Source organism: Emticicia sp. TH156, from assembly GCF_002855535.1.
GTDB lineage: Bacteria > Bacteroidota > Bacteroidia > Cytophagales > Spirosomataceae > Emticicia > Emticicia fluvialis.
Genome location: NZ_PKRS01000012.1, coordinates 117,402 through 135,495 on the forward strand (window position 1 = coordinate 117,402; position 18,094 = coordinate 135,495).

The window sequence follows — 18,094 nt, forward strand, 5'->3', positions numbered from 1 at the left end:
CGCTTACGATAAAACAATTATTAATTTCAAAAAACCTGTAAAACTCTTTTTTTAAGCATTCAAATCCTCATTTTAAGATTTTTGGTTTTAAAATATGGAATAATTTTACTCTAATTATACCCTAAAGATATTTGAAACCATAAATTTCAGTCTCAATTTAATCAAATCTTTAGTTTTCATTCTATTTTTATATTTCAACCATTCATAATATCAATTGATTAAGCGAAGTTCATCGTTTAGATAACCAATTTATCAAAGCCTTTTATCAATTATCTCTTTATCAAGCTGGCCTTTTACATCATAAATTACTCCGGTAAAATCTCTCAGAGAATTTTGAATGACAGACCCATTGAACTGATAATGATTTACAGCCAGTATTATGCCGTCATAATCTTTAAAATTCAAATCTTCTTTTAATTCAATTGCATAAGCCGCCTTTACTTCGTCTGCCACTGCCCAGGGGTCAAAAACATCAGTAGAAATGCCATAGTCTGTCAGTTCATTTATTACATCTAACACCCTTGTATCACGGATATCCGGACAATTCTCTTTAAAGGTAATACCTAAAATCAGTACCTTTGCTTTACTTACAATTACGTTATTTTTTATCAGAAGTTTTACCGTCTCTACCGCTACATGCTTGCCCATGTAGTCATTAATCTTCCTGCCGGCAAGTATCACCTGTGGATGATACCCCAATGCCTCTGCCTTATATGCCAGATAATACGGATTGACCCCTATACAATGACCACCAACAAGGCCAGGCCTGAACGGCAGAAAATTCCACTTTGTTCCGGCTGCTTCAAGCACAGAAAGCGTATCAAGCTCCATTTTATCAAAAATAAGTGCCAGCTCATTCATAAAAGCTATATTGATATCTCTCTGGCAGTTTTCAATCAGCTTGGCAGCCTCAGCCACCTTAATTGATGCAGCTTTAAAAGTACCGGCCTCAATTATAGTAGCATAAAGTTTATCAACAAAATCTGCAATTTCGGGGGTGCTTCCTGCGGTAACTTTCTTAATTTTTGTGAGTGTATGCAGTTTATCTCCAGGGTTAATCCGCTCAGGTGAATAACCACAGTAAAAGTCCTGATTATAGCGCAGGTTGCTGTACCCCTCTAAAACCGGCACGCAATCTTCTTCTGTGCAACCGGGGTACACAGTACTTTCATAAATGACAACATCGCCTTTTGACAATACCCTGCCAACCGATTGAGATGCCGCCAGCAGGTATTTTAAATCAGGCCTTTTAAAGCTGTCTATCGGTGTTGGAACAGTGATTATGTATACATTTTGCCTGCCTGGTTTTATCTCATCGGTAACCAGTGAAGAAGAGAATGCAAGCTTGTCGGCAGACTCCAAATCTTTACTGCTTAGTTCTTTTGTTCTGTCATATCCATTCTGAAGCTCACGGATACGATCGATATTTATATCAAAGCCTATAGTCGGAAACTTCTTCCCGAATTCCACAGCAAGCGGTAAGCCAACATATCCCAGACCCACTATTGTAATTTGTATATCGTTAAAGCGCATGATGATGAAATGGCTTGCATGTATTGATTCTATTGGCTATTCAGAATTTCAGTTCACCTCTAATTAAAATTCTATTCGTTAGAACTGGCATTAAAGCCGATTGATTACAAACGCAGCGACAGAGAGTAGAAAAAACAGGGTGAACCTTTTAGCACACCCCTGAAAATTTTATTGTACGAGGCGTTTCTTTAATGTAGCATTAGTTATCTGCTGCTATATTATACATTAAAACACCCCTTGGTATTTAACACCAAGTATTATTGCAACCAACACCATAGCTAAAGGCTGCCTTAGCTATTTATAACTTTTGAGTAATTGTTATTTCTTATCAAAGCGGCTATCAGGGCAATTAAGCCGCCTATAAATACTGCTACTAATAGAATTAAACTTTTTCTTGGTTCACTTTTTCTGGTAGGCACTGTTGGGGGTTCTAAAACCTTAAAAACGGGTGTTTCCTGCTGAACTTTAATTTTTGCTTCCTCATATTTTTTTAAAAGTTCATTATAAAAAGTAGAAGCCATACGGTATTCTGACTCTATTCTTTCACGTTGAATATCAGCCGATTGTAACCTCATGGTTGACTCCTGAAACTGGTCGCTGTACTGTGCCTTTTTTGTTTGGTTAAAGTAATATTTGCCCTTGGCTACATTTACCCTTTCTTCTAAAAAATCAAGGTCTTTCTGTGCCTTATCTACCCTGTAGCGCGTTACATATTGCGTAAGATAATTCATAGCAAAATTTGCTACCTCAGCTGCCACATAAGGGTCGGGCATTTTAACAGATATATTAATAACCCCACTTTTTTTGTCAATAACGCCTACAATTCTTGCTTTCAAGGCCTGGATTCTTTGTTCGTATTTTTTACCAATTACAAGAACGCCGTTTTGATTATGTGGCGCCTTGACAGTATCTTTCTGTTTCTCGTCAGTTTTTTTTTCAAATTCGCCCTCATAAAACTGTTCAAAGGTTATCTTTCGGTTATCTCTGGTTACAACAGGCTGCTTGAAAAGCTCCAGAAAGAAAGGAGTACTCTTAAGAATATCCGGATACAAATCAGGCCTTACCGCCTCGGTGCCATCTGCACTACCTATGTCTACACCGGCAAGGCTTGCAATACCCGCTAAATTACCAAGACGTAACCCCCCTCTGCCCAGCATCTCGGGCAGTATTTTTCCCTGAGCAGTAAATTGCTCTTTTTGTGAAAAGCCATACCAGAGACCTATACCTGCCGAAGCCAGTATGATTAAAAAAATAAGAATTTTTTCTTTCCAGATAACCTGAAAAAGAGCCTTGAAATTAAGACTAACTGTATTATTTGTTGATTCCTTCATTGGGTAATCCTTATGCTTTCTATTTAACTTCCACTTTCTACGGCAACAACTATTGGGGCGTTCAATCAAAAAATATCTATATAAGCCTGATGAGCGTTAGCAACACGGCAGATAAAGAAACTAAGCCCGTACTCAATGCTATTCGCTCGGCGGTGGTCATTCTAACCCTGTTTCTTTTTGGCACCATTACGGTCATACCTGACTTCACCTTCGGATACGCCTTTATACCTAAAAAGCTTCTGGTTCTGTCTGTGCTACCGTTAGCGTATATTACGTAGGTTTTTCTTACAAAAGCGCTGTCGGTAAAGCCCCCTGCTTGTGCTATGTAATCTCTGAAAACAAAACCCGGCTGATAAGCCACACTGGTAGGATTAAGCACCTGCCCTGCAATAGTAACCGTTTGCCTTTCTTTAGGAATCTCTATTCTGTCTCCGTTTTCCAGAAAAAGATTTGATGGAGTATTTCTGTTTTTAAGTGCCTTCTCAAAATCTACAAAAACCAGTCGGTTATCTCTGTAAAGTTTAGCGCTGGTAATATCTGATTCCTTTCTTAGTCCACCTGCCCGGTCAATAATATCTACAATGCGGTCGCTTTTATTTTCTATGGCATAACTACCCGGATAATTTACCTCACCAACTATCTGTACCGTCGGCTGGTCGTCATAATTAGGCAGATTCCGAATAAACACCTTATCGAAAGGCTTTAGTTTGGTCAAATTTTCGTTTCCTTGTACCGAGCTTAAACTGAAATTAATAATTTCAGTTGTTTTATCGTTCGATTCGTCATTATATAACCTTCTTGCAATTTCAACGCGCTTTGAGGTGGCTCCGTCAGATAACCCTCCGGCCAGAAGAATCAGGTCTTTTACTTCCATGTTTTCTGCAAATTCATAAAAGCCCGGAATATTAACGGCCCCTTCAATATAAACCAGCCTATCTTCTCTGATTTCGCCGATAGATTTTATCAGCAACTGGTCTTCCCTCTTCAATTCTATATCACTTATTTCTCCATTCAGCAATTTTCTTAAGTTAATTGCCTGGTATTCAGAATCAAAATTATCTTTTTTTCTTACTAAAATGGCACGGTCGGGGTAAGCATCTTCACGCAAACCCTTGGCGAACTCAATCAGTTGCCTGACGGTTTTTATTTGACCGCCCAAGGCAAACTCGCCCGGTCTCATTACTGCTCCTTTAATTCCTACTTTATTTTCGAAACGGTCAAGTATAGTGCCGATTAGGAATTGGTCACCGTTTTGGGTAACAAACTCCGGATTGGCCTGAGGGTCGAAAGTCAGGATTTTCTTCTCGCTCTGGGTATTTCTTGTTACGTTCACTGTGGCTGTGTAGGCCTTATCTGTGAAGCCTCCGGCATATTCAAGCAGGGTTTTGAAGTTGTCATTCTCTTTCAGCTCAAAAATACCTTCTTTGTTTACCTGCCCTGTAATTCTGACACGGTTCTGAACTACCGGCACCAGAATGACATCCTGGTCTGTCAGGTTCATGTCATCTTCGCGGGTTCCTTTAAGCAGAAAGTTATACACATCTATTTTTTTGATAACAGCGTTGTCGCGTATTATCTGAATATTTCTTAAAGACCCTTTTTCTGTGGGGCCGCCAGATAGATACAATGCGTTAAAAGCAGTTGCCAACGAAGAGAGCGAATAAGTACCCGGGTTTTGTACTTCTCCGACAACCGTTATTTTTATAGTTCTTACATCGCCCAGTGTAACATCTACATTCAGCGTGCCGTTTCTTAAGCCTGCAAAGATAGTTTTAAGCCGGGCAACAATTTTGCCCTTTGCCTGCTCAATTGTATTGCCGTTTACATAAATTGGCTGGAGATTTTCAATTTTTATGGTGCCTTCTGGCGACACCGTAGTGCTGTAATGCTGATACGCATAGCCGGTAATATCAATTCTTAGCTCATCGTCAGGCCCGAGAATATAGTTTTTGGGTGTTGGCAGCCTCAGGTTCGGCTCAAAAGTAAGGTTTTTGTTGTTGAAGAGCTGGCTCCCGAATATGACAGGTTTCTTTGCAACTGAATCTTTTCTATTAACTATTTCCGGCCTAGACTCGGCAGATAAATCTTTTACATCAACGTCTCCTAATTGCTCACGGCCGCCGGTTTCTCTTTTTCTGTTCGAATCATCTGATTTCCTTGTTTTATCAACACCGGTTTTATCGTTGGTCGATTTGTTATTGAGGCGGTTTATTCTTTCTTTTACTTTGGCTATGTCCTGAGCGCTATATCCGTTAGCAATAGCCATTGCCTCTATTTGTGCATCAGACAGTCCTCTTTTTTCTGCGGCTTTAATAAGTGCTTCCAGCTGCTTGTCGGTTAGTTTATCAACATTTTCGGGCATTTGTTGGGTAACCTGAGAATACGCTACTTCTGAAATAAAAAGCATTAATACCAGAACCTTAAAAATAGTTTTAAGTGAAGCCATGATTTGAATGATACGTAGGAATCTTAAATTAGGGTAAAATTAAAAAACAACAATTACGGCAAACCCATTAGCAGGCGCCCATTTTACATTTCTGATAAAACCCAATATCAGCCATTGCAATCACCTATTATTCCATCCATGTGCCGGAGAATCATTAAATATCTCCGATATATTTTCTATTCACAGTCAGGTTGTGTTGTCAAAGCAGAAAGATATTTTGGTTAGGCGCAGAATCATTTTCCATTAAAGAAAAACGCTGCCTGTTTTCTTTTTAGAGAATTTCAGGAACAACAAAATATACGAATATCAGATTAGATTCAATAAATACTGACCATACCCGCTTTTAACAAGGGGCTTGGCTATGGTTTCAAGCTGGCCTGCATCTATGAAGCCCATTCTGTATGCCACCTCTTCAATACAACCAATTTTAAGGCCTTGTCTTTCTTCTATAACCTGTACAAACTGGGCGGCTTGCATTAAAGAAACAAATGTGCCGGTATCGAGCCAGGCAGTACCTCGGTTCATAATACCTACACTAAGTCTGCCACTTTCAAGATAAACTTTGTTGATATCGGTAATCTCCAGTTCGCCACGCGGTGATGGTTTTATGTTTCTGGCGATTTCTACCACGTTGTTATCATAGAAGTATAAACCCGGCACGGCAAAGTTTGACTTAGGCTTTTGAGGTTTTTCTTCAATAGAAATGGCCTTACGGTTATCGTCAAACTCAATAACACCGTATCTTTCCGGGTCATGCACCTGGTAGGCAAACACAATGCCGCCGTCGGGGTTGGTGCTGCTCTGCAATAATTTGCTTAAACCGCTACCATAAAATATATTGTCGCCTAATACCAATGCCACACTGTCGTTACCGATAAAATCGGCACCTATGATAAAAGCCTGCGCCAGGCCGTCAGGCGATGGTTGTTCGGCATAGCTGAACTCACAACCTATTCTGCTCCCATCGCCCAATAACTTTTTAAAGTGAGGTAAATCATGAGGAGTAGAGATAATCAGAATCTCGCGGATTCCTGCCAGCATAAGTATCGACAACGGGTAGTAAATCATTGGCTTATCATAGACTGGCATTAACTGTTTACTCACAGCAAGTGTAAGCGGATGTAAACGGGTTCCAGAGCCTCCGGCGAGAATAATTCCTTTCATATGTTTATAATAAAGTAATACGAAACTTTAAGATTTCGTGTCAGGTTAACTTAAACTGCAACGTAATCAAGAAGATACTTTGACGGAAAGTTAAATCTTTCTTACGTAATGGTATAGTAAATTTATAGAAAATTTATAAATAACCAGTAATTGAAAAATACAGATTGAAGGATTAACGGGGTATCGAATACCCTGTTTGCCAGCTCAAATAAATTTCTTATGATTCGATTGACTGCAACGGAGTGCCGGCTTTTAAGTCGGTATAGCTGATTTTGCCTAGCAGCCCTTCATAGTACTTAGGCGGTAGACCGTCTCCCGGGCGAATTACCCTTAAGTTTTCTTCAGTAAATGCCTCGCCCGATTTGATATCTTTTACTACATAAATTGAGCGTTTAAACAAAAGGCTTTTCTTTTCTGATTCCTGAACACCATACTGAATAACCCCCAACGACTGCCAGGCTCTTTCGGTTTCAATCACTAACGATTTCAGTTCGTCAGGTTCTAACGAAAAAGCTGAATCTACTCCGCCCTCGGCACGACTCAGGCAAAAGTGCTTTTCTATAACGGTTGCCCCCAATGTTACTGCTGCACATGGTACGCCAATGCCCATGGTGTGGTCGCTCAGGCCTACTTCGCACTGAAACAAATCGCGCAGGTGTGGAATAGTACGAACATTAGAGTTTTCAGGACTGGCCGGATAGTTGCTTGTGCATTTCAGCAGCACCAGGTCTTTACAACCATTAGCCCGTAAAACAGCTACGGCTTCATCAAGGTTGGCCAGTGTACTGGCACCTGTTGACATAATGACGGGCATCCCCGTCTTGGCAACCTTTTTCAACAGCGGGAAATGGTTGTTTTCAAAAGAAGCTATTTTATGCGCCGGTGTGCCCAGGTTTTCAAGAAAATCTACAGCCGTATCATCAAATGGGGTAGAAAAACAGATAATGTTATTGTCGGCGGCACATTTAAACATGGCTTCGTGCCATTCCCAGGGGGTGTGCGCTTCTTCATACAATTCGTAAAGATTCCGGTTTTTCCAGAGCGAAGTATCGTCTTTGATATCAAAAAGCCCGCCTCTTTGGTTGATAGTTATGGTATCGGCTGTATAAGTCTGTAATTTAATGGCATCGGCCCCACATTCAGCGGCTGTCTTAATTATTTTCAGGGCTCTTTCTAATGACTGATTATGATTGCCGCTCATTTCGGCAATTATAAATGGCTTATGGTTTTGCCCTATGCTGTAATTCGCTATTTTCATTGATTCCTCCTTGTATATAATACAGTTTCAAAGCCCTGATAATCTAAGTTTTTAGTAAACAAAAAGCCGGCATTTTTAAATGCGCCTATTGACCCTTTATTTTCGGTTTTTATATACGCCTCAATGGTGTATCCGGGGTTTTCTCTTAAAAAATACCGCACAGCCCTTGTTAGCAATTGCCCAGCCAGCCCTTTCCCTCTGAATGATTTATCAATCGATACACCAACAATGCTATTTTGCTTATCGGGGTTGTTTTCAAATCTTACCTGCCCTATTGGCTGTTGGCGGGCATCTTCAAAAACAAGCATCAGGCAGTTGGGGTCTTTTATTTTTTTAAGAAACCACTGCCGGTGATTTTCAAGTACCACCGGTTGGCTGTTAAAAGATTGTTTCCGTACCTCTTCGTCATTAGTCCAGTTAAAATAACGCATCAAATCGGTTTCACTGGCTGTTCTGATATTGATATCATTAAACTTTGAATGAATAAGCACATCAATAAATTTACCTTCAAATAAGCAATGGCCTGGCAATGTGGCTTCTAACTGGTAATTACTTTTTTCAATAGCCACATACAAATGAGGCCTCAAATTAAAGGCATAAGTAAATATTTTATGCAGATTCAGCTCTTCAAAAGCAACTTTTTCAATTAAAGAAAGATAAGTACGCCAGTGAAATTCGAAAAAATCTTTTTCGAGGCTGGTTTTCATGATAAACGATATCTCAGCATGCCTGTCTGTCCAGTTAATATGTACCAATCCACCATAGCCAATGCAGGTGTCATTTTCAAGATAAGAGAAAAGCAACTGAGCTGGTTTGGCTGTTTCAAACAATTGAGCCACCACCTTATCGAAATACCATTCCTGCTGCTGAGTAGTAAGCGGGGCGGCCTGCCTTAAATGATAAATCTGCTCATTCCGCCACTGCATTATGTCATATTTATCCTGGTCTCGCAGAGGCACAATGGCATATTTTTCAGAACCAAATATCTGTTGCGTCAGGCAGGCATATTTTCTCATGAATTCATCAGTCTAAATTTCAATTCAGCCAGTTTCCAGTCGGTTTCATTGTCAATGTCTTGTCCTTCAAGCTCGCTTATTTCAACCGCTCCTGAATTAGAGGTAATCAGTTTCTGGCTTTTCAGAAAAGAACTTACATGAAAGAAATAGAATTGCCCCGCATCATGATAGGTCTGGGGTAAATCCTGAGAGCGGGTAAGGGCATGTTGTGGCTCTACCCAACTGATTTGGTCTTGTTCTTTATAAAAAGCACGCTGAATTGGAAACGAAAAACGCTGAACAGGCAAAACCGTATCAAACCCATTGGCATTAAGCAGCGCATAAGCCTCCTTTAGCTTTTGAACAGAGGTAAAGGGGGCAGTTGGGTAGATGCAACACCCGTACTGATAGCTTTTTTTTATAGTTTGGTATTGGGTTAGCACCTCTGTTAATACCGCGGCGGTTGTGGCAAAGTCATTGGAGTTTGCTGCCGACCGGAGAAAAGGGACACTGGCGCCCAATTGCCGGCTGACAGAGGCAATTTCGCTATCATCGGTAGATACCATCACTTCATCAAACAAACCACTTTTTAATGCCGCCTTTATGGAATAGGCAATAATAGGCTCTCCGCAAAAGTCTTTTACGTTTTTCCGAGGAATCCGCTTGCTTCCTCCTCTTGCCGGAATAATAGCTATATTGCCCATGTGCCTGTTAGTCCTTTTTCTGCATTAAAAACCAGGTGATGTCATCCTGAGGGAACGCCGGGTCTCTTCTATAAACAAAGCCGTAATCTACCAGGCTTAAATCAGTGTATTTCTCGAGCATTTCTCCGGCAAAATCTCGTTTGAAGAGCCTGTCGGTATGCCCGCGGTAATTAATTGAGACCGGAGACGGGTTGTAATATTCACAAATGAGAATGTATCTGCCCGAGGTATCATAGAGTTTCTGGTAAATGACAGGCAGCACCTCAGGGTTGATATGAATCAAGACTCCTTTTATTAGCGCAACCTCATATTTTTTTACCGGCTCATACTCAAGAATAGAACCTTGAAAGACGTTCTCAGAACCTATAACTTTTCTTAATTCACCCGCAGCTTCTTCATTAATTTCAATACCTCCTAAATCAATGCCCGGATACAAAGCCTTGATGGCTCTAAGGTTCATACCGATATTAGCGCCAAACTCTATAAGAGATTTGGGTTTGCCCGCCTGATGCAAAGCTTTTACAAAGAAGTTGAGGTTAGACGCCAGATACTCCTGACTTTGATTACGCTGAATGTACTCATTACCAAAGCTGCCCGCCCAAAACTCTTCCTGCGGTGTGATATAATTCTTTTCTATCATGGTTGGGTGTTCAGAAAATTAAGGATGGAATCTATAACAAAGTTTTGCTCGTCGGTAGTAAGGGTATGGTACATCGGAATACTCAAACAGCGCTTGTAATATGCTTCTGCCATAGGTCTGTCGCCTTCTTTCCAGCCTAAATCAAGATAATATGGCATGATATGCGAGGGTACGTAGTGTATCTGAGCCATAATATTATGCGCGTGCAGATGGTTATACAAGCCCAGGCGGTTGTCTACCTCTATTACATACAGATGATAGGCATGGCCTTCTACAACACCCGAATGCCCCTTAATGAAAGGACAATCTCTGAAGGCCGCATCATACCGGGCTGCAATGGCTCTTCTGCTGGCCAGATTGTGGTCAATTCTTTGTAACTGACTGCTGCCTAAAGCTGCCTGGAAATCGGTAATTCTGTAATTATAGCCAAGCGACTGCATTTCCATATACCAGCCGGGGTAGGTGCCGGCTCCGCCCGCCAGCTCAATGCTGTTGGTGTATAAGTTGGTATCGCGCACAATACCGTGTGTTCTTAACTGAAGCAGTTTTTTGTACAATTCTTCGTCATTGGTGGTTATCATGCCCCCTTCTCCGCAGGCAATGTGTTTAACCGGGTGAAACGAGAAAACTGCCAGGTCGGCAAAATTACCATTTCCACAATATTGATTTACACCGTTTGAATCTTTGAAAAATCCACCCGGCGCATGGCAGGCGTCTTCAATTATCCAGAGGTTATATTCATCGGCCAGTTTCCGGAAGGCTTCCATGTTAACGGCTCTTCCGGCAAAATCGACCGGGATAATTCCGGTATATGTTCCTTCAGGCGCGTTTTCCAGTAATGCTCTTACAGCGTTGATATCGAGCAGATAGGTTTCAGGGTCAATATCACCAAACACAATCTCGCCGCCACAATATCTTACACAATTAGACGACGCCACAAAAGTAATGGGTGTGGCAATAACCTTTTGCCCTTCTTTTACACCCAATGCCAAAGTACATAAGTGCAGAGCTGCTGTGCCGTTTGAAACCGCCACGGCATAACGTGCGCCAATAAACCGGGCAAAGTTATCTTCAAACTCTTTTATTTTAGGCCCCTGTGTCAGATACGGACTTTTAAGGGTTTCAATAACAACGGCTATATCTTCTTCAGTTATATGTTGTTTTCCATAGGGAATGACATTCATTTATACACTAAAGTTTGAGTCTACATGTTCTTTAATCAAATTTCTCAGGCTCTCAACTGTTTCCCATTCTGTGTTTTCAGCAGATGTGTACCTGAAGCCCACCGGTACCTTTTGCGCATTAAACCCGGCCGTAAAATCTTCAATTTTCCATTTATGCATAGAAGGCAGAATGGTAAAGTACTTACCCAGATCGTAGGTCAGGAACGAGTCTGACTCGGTAATCATTTCTTCATGAATTTTCTCGCCGGGTCTTATTCCAACAATTTTTGTTTCGCATTCAGGCGCTATGGCCTCAGCCACATCCAGAATACGGTATGAAGGAATCTTCGGTATAAAAATTTCGCCTCCCCAGGCGTGTTCCAACGCATGCATGACCATGTCTACACCACCTTGCAGAGAGATATTGAAGCGGGTCATGTTGGGGTCTGTAATAGGAATAATTCCTTCTTTACGCTTATTCATAAAGAAGGGAATAACCGAACCGTTTGACCCCATTACGTTGCCATAACGAACTACCGAAAACCGGATGGGGTTCCAGCCTTTTATGTTATTGGCTGCCACAAATAGTTTGTCTGATGCCAGCTTGGTGGCTCCGTAAAGATTGATAGGTGCACAGGCTTTGTCTGTCGATAAAGCCACTACCCTTTCTACATCTGTTTCCAGGCAGGCATTGATAACGTTCTCTGCACCTAAAACATTGGTTTTTACACATTCCATCGGGTTATACTCTGCAATGTGCACGTGTTTCATGGCTGCGGCATGAATTACGAAATCAACCCCACGTAAGGCTCGTTTCAGGCGTTCAAAATCACGTACATCGCCTATAAAGTACCTCATTTGCGGATACTTGCTGTCGGGGTATTCCTGCGCCATCTGAAATTGTTTTTGCTCATCTCTGGAAAAGATGATTAATTTCTTTATTTCAGGATGCCTGCTTAATATATGCTTAGTAAGAGCTTTACCTAACGAGCCTGTTCCTCCGGTAATAAGGATTGATTTATCTTTCAGCGTAAATGACATAGAATGTTTAAGTTTGGCTCAAAAAATATCAATGGTAAATTTATGATATAACCACGACGATATTTTTTAACAGTTCACTAACCCATGAGTGCATGAAGGCACAAAATTAGTTAAGATTGAACGAAAAAAGAACAGAACAGCCAACTACTTCTATTGATACACGGTATTGGCTGAGGATTTGATACAATAATCAGAAACTGGCATCATAAAACATATAAAGCATTTTGTAAAAACCCATTACGGCTTTTACCCTGTGCTATAAACAAAAAGCAGTAGCAATTTTTGAATTACTACTGCTTTTTGAAATACTATCTGATTGCAAGAGCCTGATTGATATCTGTTGGCGCCCTGGTACTATTCTAAAGAAACGCCATAACAAACCGTGCGTGATATGCTTTGGTAAGTACCGCAAATCAGTACGCCATCGTCTCCATTTTCTTTTGCGCTCTTGATGGCTTCTTTAAATTCACTGACCGATTTAATTTTGCGCTCTCCTACTTTCAAAACAATAAATCCTTCACGCATTTCGGTATAATCGGCAATATCGCCATCATAAATTCTTTTTACTACTACACCACCCTGAACACCGAGTTTTTGTTTTTCTGCCGGCGTTAGGTCAGACAGCTCTACCCCTAGTTTTTCAAAAGCTCTGTCGGCTTCAACAGCTTCTTTTTTCAGAATGTCGCGTCCGCCGTCTCTGTTACGTAGCACTACATCGAAATCTTTTGGTTTGCCGTCGCGTATTACGGTAACCATTGCTGATTCACCCGGACGTTTACGACCAATCATTTCCTGTAATCTTGGGCCGCTTTTGGTTTCAACACCATCCACTTTCACAATTACGTCGCCTTTTTTGATACCGGCGGCTTTGGCAGCGCCGTTTTCAATTACGTCAGCTACATAGATACCCGATGTTTCTTTTGAACCAACTTCTTCTGCTCTTTTGCTGTCAAGCTCCAACAGGTTAATGCCTAAGTATCCGCGTTGAACATTACCGTATTTCACGATGTCGGCAGTTACTTTTTTCACAATGCTTGAGGGCACCGCAAATGCATAACCTGCATAAGCGCCGTTAGGGCTGGCTATGGCAGTATTAATACCTATTAACTCTCCTTTCAGGTTCACCAGAGCCCCACCACTGTTGCCGGGATTCACTGCGGCATCAGTCTGAATAAATGATTCAATGGCATCTGATGTTCTTTGCTGGCGGTCGTCGCTGTTACGTCTGAACATTTGTTGTTTTTGCGCCAGAATACCAATATTGCGGCCTTTGGCACTTACAATACCTGCAGTTACTGTTGACTCAAGATTGAAAGGGTTACCTACGGCCAATACCCACTCGCCAACTTTTACGTTATCTGAGTTAGCAAACGACATGGCAGGAAAACCAGTGCCATCTATTTTAATAACAGCGATGTCTGTTGAAGGGTCAGTACCCAGCACTTTGGCTTTGTAGGTTTTGTGGTCTGAAGTAATAACCTCCAGCTCGTCTGCTCCTTCTACTACGTGGTTATTTGTGGCAATGTAGCCATCTGCCGCTATAATTACTCCAGAACCTGAAGATTCCTGTTGCTGGCTTCCGCCCCGGGGGATTCCGAAACCGAATGGGGAATCATCGCCAAATAAATCATCAAACATAGAGCGTTGCTGACGCACCATACGAGACGACTTGGCCTTAATGTGTACTACTGATGGCGTTGAAAGTTCTGCTGCATAGGTAAAGTCGCCGGGAACGGCCGCTCCGCCTGAATAGTTAGCTAGTCTGTTGATAGCAGGAGTTGAAGATGACTCATTAAAAATAACATCTTTTCCTTCAAGACCCAACATACGATAACCACCTATGGTAACGATACTACTTGCAATAGCAATACCGATTGTTTTTAATGTGTTGTTCATAGTTCTGGAAGCTAATTTAAAACTGAATTGTTCTGATTACACTGACCGGAAACCGGCCATTAGTAAAATATTATCAAATCCTGTCTTCTTTCTTTTAGGGTACAAATAAAATTATACTATTGCTTTGTACAAATTTAACGCAAAAGTATTTATGATAATTCGTAGCCGGCGGTATTTTTAACAAATTTTAACTAGGGGTATTGCGGTATGCAACAAAAGGCAAGAAACCTTTCAGAATCTTGCCTTTGTTGTAAATATTACTTTAATTAAGCTATTTCAATCAGGCGAGGCTCTTTTGGTTTTGCCTCTTCTTTTTTGGGCAGTTCAAGTGCTAAAACGCCATCATTATATGCTGCTGCAATTTTTTCGCTGTCTACAGTTTTCGGTAATGTAAACGAACGCTTGAATGAAGAGTAGTTAAACTCTTTGCGTGTGTACTTACCGTTGTTCTGGGTTTGTTCTGTTTCACTTTTTTGTTCAACTGAAATGGTCAATACATTTTCATGAACATTGATTTTGAAATCTTCTTTTTTTAATCCCGGAGCAGCCAGTTCTAGTTTATATAAGTTTTCGTTCTCCAGGACATTAACAGCCGGGAATGAATGTTGATGTGTTGGCGCAACGCGCTCAAAGTCGTTCAAAAAGTTTTCTAATAATGAAGGGAATGCAGGTGCGAAACTTCTAACTAATGTTGCCATGGTTTTATAAATTTAATATTGTTTAACATTTTTATTTGCCACTCCGTTGTGGCTACGTATTCATAATATACAATTTGTGTACCACCAGCAAAATAATGACAAAGTGGCTGCAAACCACATTTTACACGTTATTTTTCATGTCAATTTGACACGCGCCCTGTTTTGAACCCTGCTAAAACGGCATAAAAAAATAGTGGAACCGGTCTGTGACCAATTCCACTATGCCAAATGTTTTTTTACCTGACTTATTACGTTTATTATCTCATTTAAGAAAGTACTTAAAACAAACTGGTTTGCATAAATTCCGGATAGGTGTATGGCTTTAGTACAGCGGGTGTATCAGAGTTTTTTTCTGTGATATGCCTGCCAATGGTGTAGGCATCCATTTTATGCGCATCAAAGGGCTTCATAAATACCTGAATGGAGGTAGCATCAAATCCGCCGGTGAGCCAGGCATTCTCTGTTTCTTCGGTTAATATTACCGGCATTCTTTGTTTCAGATTATGGATTCCGGCCACCAGCGGATTGGCCTCGGTAGTAAGAATAGAAAACGTGTCTTTGGTGGCTCCGGTGTCATGGTCTGTCCAGGTATCCCATATTCCGGCCATACTAAAAACTTCACCGCTTTTGAGATAAATAAAATACGGGTATTTTTTTCCTTTAATGTCCTGCCATTCAAAATAACCTGTAGCTGGTATCAGACAATGTCTTCTGCGGGCTGCGTCTTCAAAAGATGGTTTTTCAAATATACTTTCAATGCGGGCATTTATGGTATTTTTCTTTAGTTTGTCTGCCTGCAAGTTGCTTCTGGCCCATGATGGAATCAGCCCCCAATGCATCAACTGTAGTGCATCTGGCTCAATACCAGTAATAACCGGCCAAACCTGGTAGTTATAAGCATTGTTATGATACACCGGTAGCAGCTCATTTATTTTTTGCCAACTCTGAAGCCGGTACCTTTCGGCAATTACCTGTGGTTTTTGATTAAGCGATAAATGACTGCACATAGCTACATTTAAATAAATAAGGCCTGAATACAAAGGGCGCCAGTAAATCAATTATGAAGGCCGGGCTTTCAAACCGCCCTGTAAATACAAAAGGCACCCGTTAAGTGCCTTTTTTGTTTTGAGATGCCTTGCAGGCAGAGGTATAAAGCGCCGCCCTGCACATATTTAAATAGACTTAGGTGGTTGAGAGAACCTAATCTCCAAACCTCTGTCTAACTTGTTTTTAACAACTTTAATGCTCACCTGCCCTGCAGGTTTGATGGCCCATACCAGACTAGGATTCTCAGAAACCGGTTTTCCGTACCTGACCGTAAATAAGTCAGACAGCTCCCGTTTGAGTTTTTCATTGGTGTCGTCGGTATTCATGTAAATATCAAGACCAATACCCGAAACGCGATTCTGGCTGTTTTTTTCATACAGTATATCTACCGTTTCAAGGTTTTCGGTGTCAAAAGAATAACCCAGATGAGATTCATCCTCTTCAAAGAGCTCAACAGTTTCTTTTTTCCTGACATCTTCAATTGAGTCGCCGAATTTTACACCTCTAAGCAATCCTTCGCCAGTACCCATAATTGTACGCGCCAGATTCTGAACATTAGTGGTTGCAGGCGCATCTGTTGGTTGCACTTCTTTTGATTCCACTTTTTGGTTTTCTTGGGGGTTACTACAAGCAAGGATGAACAAAATTAATACAAAAATGTAGACTTTCATGGATTTGTTTGAATTATAACAATATTTATTGTTCCGTATTTAAAAATCTCTGGTTACTGCAAAAAACACTCTTCTCTCTCCTAAACCATTTAATGAATAATTTACCCGCCCCACCACGTTATAAAACGTTACAACATCAAGGCCAATGCCTGCTCCGGTTATCAGTTTATTGGCCAATCGGCTATTATTGAGCGCTGAATAACGGTTTCTAACGTACCCAACGTCGATAAATGAATTTAAGTATGCCGCGAGTGGAAAAGTATTAAATTGCTTTATCTTAAGGTATCGTTTCAGGTCAAAGGTACGATTAAACAGGTTGTACTTCAAGTTAGTTTTCAGAAGACCGTATTGCTGGCCGTCAATTACGTACAGCTCGTAGCCCCGTACAAGGTCATTTCGGTAGCCCAACCCCAGTGTTTGCAAAAACGGTTGTTTCTGAGGTAAAGACATCCGCCCTCTCAGGCTGTAATTGGCATAAAATTTCTTACCTAGTGGAATATACTGCGTATAAGCAGCCGCAAGACTAAACAGATTAACATTATCGGTAGGCAACAAACCATATTTGGCTGCCGAAAAACTTATCAGGTACCCGTCGAGTGCATATTGGCGGTTATCGCGTTTATCATAAATATAAGCATAACTAGCCAGAAAGTAACTCTGTTTTTGCCTGGCATGAAGAAAATAATCAGGGTTAAGCGCTGCTATGGTATCTCCAATCTGGACCTGCGTATAACTCAATTCTAATTGCTGGCTCTGATAAAAGCCTTTTCTCTGGCTGAAGACAGAATACAGATACAGCCGCTCACGCTGCCGGGCTTCGCTCTGAAAAAACTGCAGCTTATCTTGCCAGGTGCGGTAGGCCATTGTTTTGTTCATTACATACAAGGCCCCCAGCGAAATACGTTTGGTAAGTTCTTTGTCCAGATAAGGCGTTGAGTACGCCACTTCAAAATTAGGCACAAATCCAAATTCGGCCCTTAGTTTCAGTTGGTCATTATTGCCCGTCAGGTTTGAGTGCCTGCTGTAAACGCCAAAAATGGTTCGGCTTAAATCGCGGCGACGTTCATACCACCACTCGTTTATGTTGCGGTCGGCCAGATAAAAAACCGGATACGCCACAAAATAGAGCCTCTCTTTTACTTCAATCTCAACATCAATTACTGTGCTGCTTACTTCGGCAACGGCAATATTCACTGTAATAAACAGATTCGTGTTAACAATCTTCCGGCGGTCGGTTTCAAGCACATCTGTCAGCGTTGCTTTGTTAAGACTGTCTCCTTCTCTTACAGCCACCTCGCGCATAATAATTTTGGCTTTGGTGCGTGTATTGCCCTTAATTAATATCTGCCTCACATAAACGGAGTCCTGCGCATAGCCGAGACAGCCGAAATGTGTCAGCAAACCAAACAGAAAAAAAAGGCTGAATTTACTCATTCAATGCAGGCAGATAGGAAATTTTGTTTCAGAACAGAAAGGCGGAATCAATTTCTAAAATCCAAAATTAAGG

Annotated in this window: 15 protein-coding genes; all 15 read right to left on the reverse strand. The window is 41.1% G+C overall.

Annotated features, from left to right (window positions below):
* Window positions 1–252: 252 nt before the first annotated feature.
* The 15 genes from C0V77_RS20295 to C0V77_RS20365 all read right to left on the reverse strand — a co-directional run bounded on the left by C0V77_RS20295 (window position 253) and on the right by C0V77_RS20365 (window position 18,021).
* Window positions 253–1,533 carry a nucleotide sugar dehydrogenase gene (locus tag C0V77_RS20295; protein ID WP_101728215.1) on the reverse strand — a complete coding sequence of 427 codons (1,281 nt, stop codon included), beginning with the start codon at window positions 1,531–1,533 and terminating at the stop codon, window positions 253–255.
* A gap of 290 nt (window positions 1,534–1,823) precedes the next feature.
* Window positions 1,824–2,864: a Wzz/FepE/Etk N-terminal domain-containing protein gene (locus C0V77_RS20300; protein ID WP_101728216.1), complete on the reverse strand. Its 1,041-nt coding sequence runs from the start codon at window positions 2,862–2,864 to the stop codon at window positions 1,824–1,826.
* A 76-nt stretch (window positions 2,865–2,940) separates the two neighbouring features.
* The gene (locus C0V77_RS20305) at window positions 2,941–5,310 is read right to left on the reverse strand and encodes an SLBB domain-containing protein (RefSeq protein ID WP_101728217.1); all 2,370 of its coding nucleotides are present in this window, start codon (window positions 5,308–5,310) and stop codon (window positions 2,941–2,943) included.
* Between the two features lie 306 nt (window positions 5,311–5,616).
* Window positions 5,617–6,474 carry a glucose-1-phosphate thymidylyltransferase RfbA gene (rfbA, locus tag C0V77_RS20310; protein ID WP_101728218.1) on the reverse strand — a complete coding sequence of 286 codons (858 nt, stop codon included), beginning with the start codon at window positions 6,472–6,474 and terminating at the stop codon, window positions 5,617–5,619.
* 217 nt (window positions 6,475–6,691) lie between these two features.
* The gene (pseI, locus tag C0V77_RS20315) at window positions 6,692–7,732 is read right to left on the reverse strand and encodes a pseudaminic acid synthase (RefSeq protein ID WP_101728219.1); all 1,041 of its coding nucleotides are present in this window, start codon (window positions 7,730–7,732) and stop codon (window positions 6,692–6,694) included.
* Window positions 7,729–8,748, reverse strand: coding sequence for a GNAT family N-acetyltransferase (locus tag C0V77_RS20320; protein WP_101728220.1), 1,020 nt, complete (start codon window positions 8,746–8,748; stop codon window positions 7,729–7,731). Before C0V77_RS20320 ends, pseI begins: the two co-directional genes overlap by 4 nt.
* Window positions 8,745–9,431 carry a pseudaminic acid cytidylyltransferase gene (gene pseF / locus C0V77_RS20325; RefSeq protein ID WP_101728221.1) on the reverse strand — a complete coding sequence of 229 codons (687 nt, stop codon included), beginning with the start codon at window positions 9,429–9,431 and terminating at the stop codon, window positions 8,745–8,747. Before pseF ends, C0V77_RS20320 begins: the two co-directional genes overlap by 4 nt.
* Window positions 9,432–9,438: 7 nt before the next feature.
* On the reverse strand, window positions 9,439–10,071 hold the full coding sequence (locus tag C0V77_RS20330) for a pseudaminic acid biosynthesis-associated methylase (protein ID WP_101728222.1): 633 nt from the start codon (window positions 10,069–10,071) through the stop codon (window positions 9,439–9,441).
* The gene (pseC, locus tag C0V77_RS20335; protein ID WP_101728223.1) at window positions 10,068–11,255 is read right to left on the reverse strand and encodes a UDP-4-amino-4,6-dideoxy-N-acetyl-beta-L-altrosamine transaminase; all 1,188 of its coding nucleotides are present in this window, start codon (window positions 11,253–11,255) and stop codon (window positions 10,068–10,070) included. The genes C0V77_RS20330 and pseC overlap by 4 nt, the downstream gene beginning before the upstream one ends.
* Window positions 11,256–12,275: a UDP-N-acetylglucosamine 4,6-dehydratase (inverting) gene (pseB, locus tag C0V77_RS20340; RefSeq protein WP_101728224.1), complete on the reverse strand. Its 1,020-nt coding sequence runs from the start codon at window positions 12,273–12,275 to the stop codon at window positions 11,256–11,258.
* A gap of 354 nt (window positions 12,276–12,629) precedes the next feature.
* A complete protein-coding gene (locus C0V77_RS20345; protein ID WP_101728225.1) occupies window positions 12,630–14,171 on the reverse strand; it encodes a Do family serine endopeptidase in 1,542 nt (513 codons plus the stop codon).
* A gap of 266 nt (window positions 14,172–14,437) precedes the next feature.
* Entirely contained in the window at window positions 14,438–14,869 is a 432-nt protein-coding gene (locus tag C0V77_RS20350) for an Hsp20/alpha crystallin family protein (RefSeq protein WP_101728226.1), read from the reverse strand.
* 278 nt (window positions 14,870–15,147) lie between these two features.
* Window positions 15,148–15,876, reverse strand: a complete 729-nt coding sequence (locus tag C0V77_RS20355; RefSeq protein ID WP_143706145.1) for an SOS response-associated peptidase — start codon at window positions 15,874–15,876, stop codon at window positions 15,148–15,150.
* A 165-nt stretch (window positions 15,877–16,041) separates the two neighbouring features.
* Window positions 16,042–16,518 carry a hypothetical protein gene (locus tag C0V77_RS20360; protein WP_143706146.1) on the reverse strand — a complete coding sequence of 159 codons (477 nt, stop codon included), beginning with the start codon at window positions 16,516–16,518 and terminating at the stop codon, window positions 16,042–16,044.
* 108 nt (window positions 16,519–16,626) lie between these two features.
* Window positions 16,627–18,021, reverse strand: a complete 1,395-nt coding sequence (locus C0V77_RS20365; RefSeq protein ID WP_101728229.1) for a BamA/TamA family outer membrane protein — start codon at window positions 18,019–18,021, stop codon at window positions 16,627–16,629.
* Between the last annotated feature and the right edge of the window lie 73 nt (window positions 18,022–18,094).

What these genes read in the sequence shown, in the direction of transcription:
- C0V77_RS20295 (WP_101728215.1), bottom strand. Translation starts at nt 1,533, where the DNA reads ATGCGCTTTAACGATATACAAATTACAATAGTGGGTCTGGGATATGTT.
- C0V77_RS20300 (WP_101728216.1), bottom strand. Translation starts at nt 2,864, where the DNA reads ATGAAGGAATCAACAAATAATACAGTTAGTCTTAATTTCAAGGCTCTT.
- C0V77_RS20305 (WP_101728217.1), bottom strand. Translation starts at nt 5,310, where the DNA reads ATGGCTTCACTTAAAACTATTTTTAAGGTTCTGGTATTAATGCTTTTT.
- rfbA (WP_101728218.1), bottom strand. Translation starts at nt 6,474, where the DNA reads ATGAAAGGAATTATTCTCGCCGGAGGCTCTGGAACCCGTTTACATCCG.
- pseI (WP_101728219.1), bottom strand. Translation starts at nt 7,732, where the DNA reads ATGAAAATAGCGAATTACAGCATAGGGCAAAACCATAAGCCATTTATA.
- C0V77_RS20320 (WP_101728220.1), bottom strand. Translation starts at nt 8,748, where the DNA reads ATGAGAAAATATGCCTGCCTGACGCAACAGATATTTGGTTCTGAAAAA.
- pseF (WP_101728221.1), bottom strand. Translation starts at nt 9,431, where the DNA reads ATGGGCAATATAGCTATTATTCCGGCAAGAGGAGGAAGCAAGCGGATT.
- C0V77_RS20330 (WP_101728222.1), bottom strand. Translation starts at nt 10,071, where the DNA reads ATGATAGAAAAGAATTATATCACACCGCAGGAAGAGTTTTGGGCGGGC.
- pseC (WP_101728223.1), bottom strand. Translation starts at nt 11,255, where the DNA reads ATGAATGTCATTCCCTATGGAAAACAACATATAACTGAAGAAGATATA.
- pseB (WP_101728224.1), bottom strand. Translation starts at nt 12,275, where the DNA reads ATGTCATTTACGCTGAAAGATAAATCAATCCTTATTACCGGAGGAACA.
- C0V77_RS20345 (WP_101728225.1), bottom strand. Translation starts at nt 14,171, where the DNA reads ATGAACAACACATTAAAAACAATCGGTATTGCTATTGCAAGTAGTATC.
- C0V77_RS20350 (WP_101728226.1), bottom strand. Translation starts at nt 14,869, where the DNA reads ATGGCAACATTAGTTAGAAGTTTCGCACCTGCATTCCCTTCATTATTA.
- C0V77_RS20355 (WP_143706145.1), bottom strand. Translation starts at nt 15,876, where the DNA reads ATGTGCAGTCATTTATCGCTTAATCAAAAACCACAGGTAATTGCCGAA.
- C0V77_RS20365 (WP_101728229.1), bottom strand. Translation starts at nt 18,021, where the DNA reads ATGAGTAAATTCAGCCTTTTTTTTCTGTTTGGTTTGCTGACACATTTC.